6 protein-coding genes are annotated in these 9,558 nt (G+C 59.2%); 4 read left to right on the top strand and 2 right to left on the bottom strand.

The genetic code is table 11. The annotated features are described in order from the left end of the window. Window positions 1-117 precede the first annotated feature (117 nt). Entirely contained in the window at window positions 118-1,140 is a 1,023-nt protein-coding gene (locus tag ACP7A2_RS23095) for an AraC family transcriptional regulator (protein WP_426136098.1), read from the bottom strand. 168 nt (window positions 1,141-1,308) lie between these two features. Between ACP7A2_RS23095 and efeU the strand changes: the two genes are divergently transcribed. Genes efeU through efeO (ACP7A2_RS23075) form a run of 4 tightly spaced genes read left to right on the top strand, consistent with a single transcriptional unit; the run spans window position 1,309 to window position 5,530 of the window. Then, a complete protein-coding gene (gene efeU / locus ACP7A2_RS23090) occupies window positions 1,309-2,154 on the top strand; it encodes an iron uptake transporter permease EfeU (protein WP_375070172.1) in 846 nt (281 codons plus the stop codon). A 10-nt stretch (window positions 2,155-2,164) separates the two neighbouring features. Further along, the gene (gene efeO / locus ACP7A2_RS23085) at window positions 2,165-3,367 is read left to right on the top strand and encodes an iron uptake system protein EfeO (protein ID WP_426136097.1); all 1,203 of its coding nucleotides are present in this window, start codon (window positions 2,165-2,167) and stop codon (window positions 3,365-3,367) included. A 14-nt stretch (window positions 3,368-3,381) separates the two neighbouring features. Then, window positions 3,382-4,686 (top strand): iron uptake transporter deferrochelatase/peroxidase subunit, encoded by a 1,305-nt coding sequence (gene efeB, locus ACP7A2_RS23080; protein ID WP_426136096.1) that lies wholly within the window; start codon window positions 3,382-3,384, stop codon window positions 4,684-4,686. A 25-nt stretch (window positions 4,687-4,711) separates the two neighbouring features. Continuing rightward, window positions 4,712-5,530: an iron uptake system protein EfeO gene (gene efeO / locus ACP7A2_RS23075; protein WP_348061469.1), complete on the top strand. Its 819-nt coding sequence runs from the start codon at window positions 4,712-4,714 to the stop codon at window positions 5,528-5,530. 47 nt (window positions 5,531-5,577) lie between these two features. On the opposite strand, the gene ACP7A2_RS23070 is transcribed toward efeO (ACP7A2_RS23075), so the two are convergent. After that, window positions 5,578-9,483, bottom strand: a complete 3,906-nt coding sequence (locus tag ACP7A2_RS23070; protein ID WP_426136095.1) for a hypothetical protein — start codon at window positions 9,481-9,483, stop codon at window positions 5,578-5,580. Between the last annotated feature and the right edge of the window lie 75 nt (window positions 9,484-9,558).

Here is a 9,558-nt window from a genome sequence, read left to right as displayed (position 1 = left end):
GTGCCGAGTGGTGGGGCGAAGACCTTTTGCTTACTTTTGGGTCTTTCCAAAAGTGAGCCGCTGTAAGAGCGGAACCAATACCAGCCGTTAACTAAATAACGGATATACACGCACCCCCTACCGCCCCAACCCCTCATTCAAAATCAAACTCCGGTAATGCCCCGGATTCGACCCCGACCACTTGCGAAACGCCTTATAAAATGAACTCGCATCGGCAAACCCCAACCGCCCGGCGATCTCGGCAAAGCTGACGTGTGGCTCCGCCAGCCACACAATCGCCAGCTCCTTGCGCACGCTGTCCTTAAGCCCCTGATACGTCTGCCCCTCTTCTGCCAGACGGCGACGCAGCGTCGAAGCCGAGATGCAATGGCTGGCGGCGAGGCCCTCGGTTTCCGGCCAGGTGTCGGGCGGCATCTGCCGCAAGTCGTGCTTGATTCGCGCGGCAAGGCTTTGCGGGTCGCGGTATTTAACCAGGATGTTGGCCGGCGCATGCGCCAGAAACCGCTGCAGTTCCTGCGGGCTGCGCTTGATCGGCAAATCCAGACAATCCGCCGAAAAGATCATCCGCGTACGCGGCCGATCAAACCGCAAGTTGTCAGAAAACATCACCTGGTAGTCATCACAAAAATCCGGCTGCGGGCATCGCAGCTCAATGGCCAGAATGGGAATCCGCCGCCCTGCCAGCCAGCACGCCACGCCGTGAACAATCATCCAGTAGGCAAAGTAGGTAAATGCCCGCTTGGGCGGCACCTGCGGTTCAAGCAAGACGATTTCCGCCAGGCTCTGCTGGCGCACCCATTGCGCAGGCAGATGCTCAAGCATCAACGACAAAAAACCCAAACCCGCTTCCAGGCTGGCACCCAGGTTCGGCTGCGCCATGGCCACACGGCACAAAAACTCAAAGCTGCCGGACTTGAGCTTGCGCGGGTCCATGCCAAAAAACTCATCGTCCATACGCCGCGCCAGCAGGCGCCATAGGCGGGCATACGCCGTGGCCGGCACGCGTGCAGTGGGCAGCGCGAGCAAAGCCGGGTCGATTCCGACTTTGCCCAAGGCCTCAAGCGTCGCCGCACCCGGCGCACAGCTCTGCAATAACGCTTCGCGCACGAGATGGATGGAGATGGTGTCTTTTTCCGCCATGGGAATTCGGCTATTCAGCTCTGCATAAACATGGCGTGCATCATAAGGGTGGTTACGATTCGCCACCACCGTTCAGCAACGGTTCAGCAAAGGTCAACATTGCCTGTTTAGTAATGAGTATCATTATGTTACAAATTAGCATCTCAATAGGTCTCGGTGCGGTGCTGAATGCTTGTTCCCTTTCTAATCATGCTGCGCGAAGGCATTGAAGCCGCGTTGATCGTCGGCATCATCGCCAGTTACCTGCAACAGACCGGTCGTGGCCAGTGGATGCCCGCCGTGTGGGTCGGCGTGTTCCTCGCCGCCGCCCTGGCGTTGCTGGTCGGTGGTGGCCTGGAGCTGGTCAGCGCTGAGTTTCCGCAAAAACAGCAGGAACTGTTTGAAGGCGTGGTCGGGCTCGTCGCCGTGGGCATTCTCAGTTCCATGGTGTTCTGGATGCGCAAAGTCGCGCGGTCCATCAAGCATTCCCTGCATGAATCCCTGGACCACGCCCTGGCCGGCTCCAAGCACCAGGTGTTCGCGCTGATTGCCATGGTGTTTTTCGCCGTGGCCCGCGAAGGTTTGGAAACGGTGTTCTTCCTGCTCGCCGTGTTCCAGCAGAGCGAAGGCCCGGGCGCACCGATTGGCGCCCTGCTCGGCCTGATCCTGGCAATCATCGTCGGTTTCCTGATCTATTCCGGCAGCATGCGCCTGAACCTCGGGGCGTTCTTCCGCTGGACCGGCCTGTTCATTCTGGTGGTGGCCGCCGGCATTCTCGCCAACTCGGTGCAGGCCCTGCACGAAGCCGGAGTGTGGAACCACCTGCAAACCGTACTGTTCGACTTCAGCGCCGTGCTGCCGATGGACAGCCCGCTGGGTTCGGTGCTCGCCGGGATGTTCGGCTACCAGGAGGCGCCGACCGTGAGCACCCTGGGCGCCTATCTGATTTACCTGGTGGTGGCGCTGGTGATGTTTTTCCTGCCCTCAGCGCCGCCCAAGCCTGTTGCCAACACCTCTTCCGTTTCCAGCCAGTAAGGACCGTCTCTTGTCCAACCCAACTCCTCAACCGGCTCCGCCTGCCCGCGCCTTGCGCTGGGCGGTGGCCGGCTCGGTGATCGTGATGATCGCCGCCGGTGGCCTGTTCTATTACGCCTCGCAACTGGCGGCGGCCAAGCGTCAAACCAACAGCAATGAAATCACCGTGACCATTCACGGCCATGCCTGCGAGCCCAACGCGCTGACCGTGCCCGCCGGGCATGCGAGCTTTCGCATCATCAACCGCTCCGACCGCGCGGTGGAGTGGGAAATTCTCGACGGCGTGCTGGTGATCGAGGAGCGGGAAAATATTGCCCCGGGCCTGAGCCAAATCATCAATGCCAACCTGTTGCCCGGCGACTACGCAATCACCTGCGGCCTGCTCAGCAACCCGCGCGGCACCTTGCATGTGACGCCGACCGCCGAGTCCGACGCCCAGGCCAAAGCCAAGCCGTCGATGCTGGCGTTTATTGGCCCGCTGTCGGAATTTCGCGTGTACCTGAGCGGCCAAGGCAGTGCGCTGGTCAAGGCGGCGACGGCGCTGCAACACGCCATCGATGCCGGCGACCTCGCCCAGGCCCAGGCGCTGTATGTGCCAGCCCGTGAGGCTTACCAGCGCCTGGCGCCGGCAGCTCAACGCCTCGCCGAGCTGGACAACGCGATCAACGCCCGCGCCGACTACTTTGAACAGCGCGAGCAAGACCCGGCCTTCAGCGGCTTCCACCGCATTGAGTACAGCCTGTTCCAGCAACGCAGCCTCGACGGCCTTGCGCCGATTGCGCAGCGCCTGGTCGCCGACGTCACCACCCTCAAGGCACAGCTGCTGGCTCAATCGCTGCCACCGGAGCAACTGGTGAGCATCGTGGTGCGCAACCTCAACAGCCTGGCCGACGTGCGCGCCGCCAGCGGTGAAGAGGAACGCTACAGTCATATCGACCTGAACGGTTTCGCGGCCAACCTCGACGTCGCGCACAAAGTCGTCGAGCTGATGCGCCCGCTGCTGAGCAAATCCGCCGACGACCTGTTGCCGAAGATCGACAGCGCCCTCGCCGCGTTCGATGCCGAACTCGACGGGTTCAAAGTCAATAACAGCTACAGCGCGTACGACAGCGTTACGGCCGATCAGCGCAAGCAGATCGCCGACAAGGCCAAGGCTCTGGCCGTTGCACTCGATGGAATCGACCCCGCCCTTGGCCTTTCCGGCCTGCAGTGAAGACGACCGCACAGATGAGTGATTCAGAACAGCTTAACCTTCAGCGCCGCCGTGTCCTGTTGGGCATGGCCGCGACCGGCGCCGCCATTGCCGGCAGCACCTTGACCTGCCCTGCGCTGGCAGCTGCCGCCGAACAGGTCACCACGGCGCCGCGCAGTGACAAGACCCAGGACCACCACGAGTTTTTCGGCAAGCACCAGACCGGCATCGTCACGCCGCGCCCAGCGTGCGGCATGATGGTGGCGTTCGATGTACTGGCAAGCGACCGCGACGACCTCGAACGCCTGTTTCGCACCTTGAACGAGCGCATCGCGTTCCTGATGACCGGCGGCCCCGTGCCGCAGGTCGACCCGAAACTGCCGCCCACTGATTCCGGCATCCTCGGCCCGGTGGTCACGCCGGATAACCTGACCATCACCGTGTCGGTTGGCGAGTCGCTGTTCGATGAGCGCTTCGGCCTGACGGCGGTCAAGCCCAAGCGCCTGAGCCGCATGGTCGGCTTTCCCAATGACGCACTGGAACCGGCGCAGTGCCACGGCGACCTGAGCCTGCAGTTTTGCTCTAACACCACTGATACCAACATTCACGCCCTGCGCGACATCGTCAAAAACCTGCCCGACCTGCTGCTGGTGCGCTGGAAGCAGGAAGGCAGCGTGCCGCCCCAGGCACCCGCCAAACCTGGCGAGCCGGCACAAAGTGCGCGCAATTTCCTCGGTTTTCGTGACGGTTCGGCCAACCCGAACTCCACCGACAACAAGGCCATGGACCAGATTGTCTGGGTGCAACCTGCAAGCGAAGAACCGGCCTGGGCAGCCAACGGCAGCTATCAAGTGGTGCGGATCATCCGCAACTTCGTCGAGCGCTGGGACCGTACTCCGCTGCAAGAGCAGGAAAGCATCATCGGCCGCGTCAAGCCTTCCGGCGCACCGATGGATGGCGTTAAAGAAACCCAGGTTCCCGATTACAGCAAGGACCCGGAAGGCAAGTTGACCAAGCTCGATGCCCACATCCGCCTGGCCAACCCGCGCACCCCGCAGACCCAGGCCAACCTGATTCTGCGTCGGCCGTTCAACTACTCCAACGGCGTCAACAAAAACGGTCAGCTGGACATGGGGCTGTTGTTCATCTGCTATCAGGCTGACCTGGAGAAAGGCTTTATCAGCGTGCAAACCCGGCTCAACGGCGAGCCCCTGGAGGAATACCTCAAGCCGGTCGGCGGCGGGTATTTCTTCACCTTGCCAGGTGTCGCAGGGCCCAAGGATTTCATTGGGCGCACGCTGCTCGCTGCAACGCATCCTCAAACCACTGCCAACACCTAAAACAAACCAGAGCGGATACCGTCCCATGAAGAAGTCGACTATTGCGTTGTCGTTGTTAATGACCCTTTCGCCGCTGGCAGCGTTCGCCGCTACCGCACCGCTGGACCTGGTAGGCCCGGTGTCGGACTACAAGATTTACGTCACCGAAGAAATCGGTGAGCTGGTGACCCAGACCCAAGCCTTCACCGACGCCATCAACAAGGGCGACCTGGCCACAGCGCAAAAGCTCTACGCACCAACCCGCGTGCACTATGAGTCCATCGAGCCGATCGCCGAGCTGTTCAGCGACCTCGATGCCTCCATCGATTCGCGCGTTGACGACCACGAAAAAGGCGTGACCGCTGAAGACTTCACCGGCTTTCACCGCATCGAATACGTGTTGTTCTCCGAGAAGACCACCAAAGGCCTGGAAACGCTGACCGCCAAGCTGAACACCGATGTCAACGACCTCAAAACCCGCGTTGACGGCCTGACCTTCCCGCCTGAAAAAGTCGTCGGCGGTGCTGCAGCGCTGCTCGAAGAAGTCGCTGCCACCAAGATCTCCGGTGAAGAAGACCGTTACAGCCACACCGACCTGTATGACTTCCAGGGCAACATCGACGGTGCGAAGAAAATCGTCGACCTGTTCCGTGGCCAGATCGAGAAACAAGACAAAGCCTTCCTGGCCAAGGTCGACAAGAATTTCGCCGCCGTGGACAAAATTCTCGCCAAGTACAAAACCAAGGATGGCGGGTATGAGACCTACGACAAGGTCAAGGAAAACGACCGCAAGGCGCTGGTGGGTCCGGTCAACACCCTGGCGGAAGACCTGTCGACCCTGCGCGGCAAATTGGGTCTGAACTGACCTGCTCCCTCGTATCGCGCACTGCGCGACCGAGGGACGGCCAACGCTTAACTCACAGGAGCATCCGGCTGGAAGTCTTCAAGCGGTGCTCCGGTGGGTTTGTGAGTGGCAGGGTCAATCGCGTACCACTTCGCGTTGATCTGCACGGCAGATATCGCACAGTTTTGACTAAAGCCAGTCTGGCTCCCCGGGTAGGTAGTCGCAGCCTCACCCACGGTCTCAGGCACCAGGGTATCGTAGGCCCCCACGCCCCAGCGACACTTCTCAAACGCAGTAGTCGTCAGAAAAAAGCCCTCGCTCACAACAACCCTCTCACCCGCCAGTATCTTCCTGGCTGCCTTTGCCAATTTAGGGCCAGACCTGATTACATCAAGCGAACCATCGAGAGGGTTGAACACACTGCGGAAAAACGGCGAAGCGCCCTTCACCTCCCGCACACCGAATGCACTGTTTTTAAACCTGACAACGGTCTTAAGGCCCCGAAAAAATTTTGCGGCGCCTGGTAGACCGCCCGTCACCACGAACGATCCAAAGTCAATCACCAGCCCCGTGAGCCCCGCCGCCAACTTCCCTTCGGCTATGTCGGCAATCCCGCCGACAAACGGGATAAGGCTTAGCACCGTTCTCAGGTTCTCCCGGGTAAAGACCTGTCCGGAATCGAACGGGTAGGTGCGTCTTCGCTGAAGTGCTGTGGGCTTGTTGGCGTATTCCATCAACGCTTCGCGTTTTACATCGAACGTGGCATCCACAATCGCTTTGGCAATATCGCGGGTTTTAGTCGAGGACCAACTGTTTGGGGCATGCTCAGGCGAAGTCGCAAAGCGCGGGGGTTGAGTGCGCCCCGGCAGCGTCTTTCCGAACTTTTCGATGATTGCGTTCGTACGCACCCCAGGGCGGGGTGCGTCACCTGTTTGGTAAGCCTGCAGGTCAAAGTCCACCGGTGTCGCCTTGCGAAAATCTTTCCGGCTGTAGCTGAAACCAACATCAGGTACCTGGCCCTTTTGAATCTCCCCGTTCAGTTTCAGGCTGGAGAACAGCAGGTGACGCTTTTCCATTTTCATAGAGCCCGGGAACATCTCGAGATAGGTATACCCATCCGTTGTCCCTGGGGTTTTATAGCGCAACAGCACGCCTTGCTTGGCGCGTTTTTCAAATACCTTCGAGTCGGCTCCCTCGTCCTCGTCCAGAGGTGTTCCGGTCTCTTCACGCAGGGTGAAGATTTCCACATCGCCCGCCTCCAGCCCTTTGCGCACATCCAGCGGTGCATTGGCGATCATCAGCCGGACCATGGTTTCCTGTGCCGTTCGACTATCGGCCAGGTATTTATCCACAGCCGGCGCCACCAAGGGGGCAATGTCCGGCAGTTTTTTGATGCGCTCGTTGAAAGTTTCCTGAGAAATAAGCGGGTGGGTGAATGTGTACTTTTTCTCGCCGGAGAACAGTTCGTTCAGCCACTTCTGAAAACTAAATAGCGGGTCCAGTCTGGCTTGCCCGGTCAGAAGCAATTCGGTTAACAGCGGCTGACGTGTTTCCAGATGCCCGTGCTGGCGCGGGTTAAAAGGCGTATCGGTAACAAGCTCAAGCTTGAATTTACGGATCTCATTTTTGGTCATCTCGGGAAACAGTATTGCCAGTTGATCTACCAGCAGGTTTGTTTGGCTGGGAGGCTCGCGCGTCATGCTCTGGAAAGCGCTATAGATGGCTTTCTCCCGGTCTGCGAACGCCTGCGTGGCAGCTGTGTAATCGCCTGGCGAATATCGCCCATCCGAGGTCTTGGGGAATACGCCATTCATCACTGCCCAATCGAGCACCGGTGGCGCTCCAAGGCCCTTCATCAGCTGTTCTTGCTCGGCCCCCATGGGGTTGAGCCGAGCAAGGGCTTGAGCCTCAGTAATGTTCAGTGACCGCGAACTGCCTTTGCCAGCAAGTGCCTCAGCCATGGCACAGCCCAGACGCAGGTTCATCCAGGACGCCGAACCGATGCTGACTTGCCCGGGTGACAGCTTCAGCGCGGCCGGGGCGTCTGACGAAATATTGGGGTCAGGGATGATCAAGAACTCAGGCGCAGCCTGTGCCAGCAACATATGGGCAATCAAGGGGGCCGTCCTGGCATTGGCGCCTTGGCGTTGCAAGTGGGTTTCGACGTCAGTTCGCACGTCATTCAGGGTGCGGCCAAGGTTGCCTGGCTGATAGAGCGCGTACCCGGCGACCACTCCGGGTTTACCGGGCATTTCAGCAGTGATGCCAGCCTTGATGGCGCAGGCCAACAACTGATGACGGGTGGCTCTTGAGAGGACCTTGCCATCAGCCACCTCGGCCATCTTCAACACACCTGCCAGTTCCTGCGCCTTGGCGACGGCTTCGGGTGAGTCGAAGAACACTTGAAGTTCAAGGTGCGGATCATTCGGCACGTCGTGCCGCGCCAAATGGCTGATCAACAATTGGGTGACCGATCCGGCCTGCGTCGACTGTTCTTTGAGCAGCGCCACATCACCGGGCGACAGCGCACCCGGCGCCCAGCTATAAGGCGACAGGCCGGCGTAATCACCCACCACTGGGGCTGGCGGCAGCTTGGTGGCCAGCCAGCCAATCGCTGAGTTCAGTTGTGTGGCCGTACCGGGGCAACCCAGCCCGGAAAACTCGAGCATCTGGCGTACGTCGTATGTCGCCGACGCATACAAGGCATTGCCGGTGGTTCTACTGAAGGCCAGCAGCTGATTAAATTGCTGACTGAAACGGTTGATCGCGGCTTTTTCGTCCGGGCTACCGCCCACCATGACCTTGTTGATCTCATCGTCCAGATAGGGTTGCAAGGAAATCCAATGGTTGCCGGAACCCCGACGCAGCTCCAGCGTTCCTTCGGATATCCTGTAGTCGTTTTCACTCCCGCCGTACCCGATTTTCTTGATAAACGCCTTGAACAGCGGCGCTTCCAACCATTCGACAAAACGCTCACGCGGCACTTGGCTTTTTCGCGCCAGAGACGATTGCGGATAAACAACAGCGCGCTCCGCGCTCAAATCAAACGCCTCTGTCCCGACTTTCTCCTTGAGCAGCGCTTGCAGTTGTGCCGCCAGGCGCGAGCGAACATCTTCATCACTGATTTTTTGCTGGAGTGTGTTGAATTGCTTTTGCCATTGGCTGCGTTTTTCGTCGGTTATCGCCGGCCAACCTTCCTTGTGGAGCTTCTTGGAAATCTTCTTTCTGTCATTTTGATCATTTGGCCCTTCAATACCGTAAAAACCAAACAGCACGTTTGAGTCAAGAAACTCGTCGGTTTCTTTAAGTGGCAACGAAACCCCGATATAGCCGGGATGCAATGCCTTCACCGCTTCGGTGACCTTGGCACCCACCTCCCACCAGCCAGAACCGTCTGTCGTGGTAAACCTGCGAATGTGCTTTACCCCGTCGACAACCACCGCGCCCTCAACCGCGTCACTGAAGACCCGGACGGTCGATAAGTCCAAGCCTTTGGATGTGAGCCAGGCCTGCACCTGTGGCTCACGTACAGCGTCCTTGTAGGCCTCGACGAAAGGTTTGATAGAAGAGTTTGGAGGTACAGGGTCGTCTTTGAGTTTGCCGGTCTTGAGCCAGTGAGCGAGGGCTTTGCGCGCTTTATCGTCCGCTTTTTTGGCAGCAGAGGGCGCCGGAAAAACAGGGCTTTTACGCTCGGCATCAGCAATGTGAGTGGGCGCTTCGGACGAAGCCTCACGCTTGAGGCGTGGCAATGATTGTTCGAGTTTTAATTGAGTGAGCTGTCCATCCCGATGTCTTGGGACGCCCGAGAGCACCGACTGCCCAGCATCGCCAGGGCTGTCCTGCGGCCCTGGCGCAGGGGCCGGTTGATGCGTTGCGTCGCTGGCGTTGCCTATCGCGGGCATACGAGCAGGCATGACTGCGTTACTTACAGTGTTTACAGACATTTCAAGTTCTCTTAACGGTTGAAATCGCAAGAGTTCTTGTCCTTAAGAACCATCAACCGCGAGCCTATGAGGTCGTATCATTCGGGCCTGTAGGAGTCGTCCGAA

Source organism: Pseudomonas sp. PWP3-1b2 (genome assembly GCF_049896045.1).
Classification (GTDB): Bacteria; Pseudomonadota; Gammaproteobacteria; order Pseudomonadales; family Pseudomonadaceae; genus Aquipseudomonas; species Aquipseudomonas antarctica_B.
This window is presented reverse-complemented; position numbering and strand designations above follow the sequence as displayed.

Excerpts from the sequence above, each read along its gene's own strand:
- efeB (WP_426136096.1), top strand. The coding sequence starts at position 3,382 with ATGAGTGATTCAGAACAGCTTAACCTTCAGCGCCGCCGTGTCCTGTTG.
- ACP7A2_RS23095 (WP_426136098.1), bottom strand. The coding sequence starts at position 1,140 with ATGGCGGAAAAAGACACCATCTCCATCCATCTCGTGCGCGAAGCGTTA.
- efeO (WP_348061469.1), top strand. The coding sequence starts at position 4,712 with ATGAAGAAGTCGACTATTGCGTTGTCGTTGTTAATGACCCTTTCGCCG.
- efeU (WP_375070172.1), top strand. The coding sequence starts at position 1,309 with ATGCTTGTTCCCTTTCTAATCATGCTGCGCGAAGGCATTGAAGCCGCG.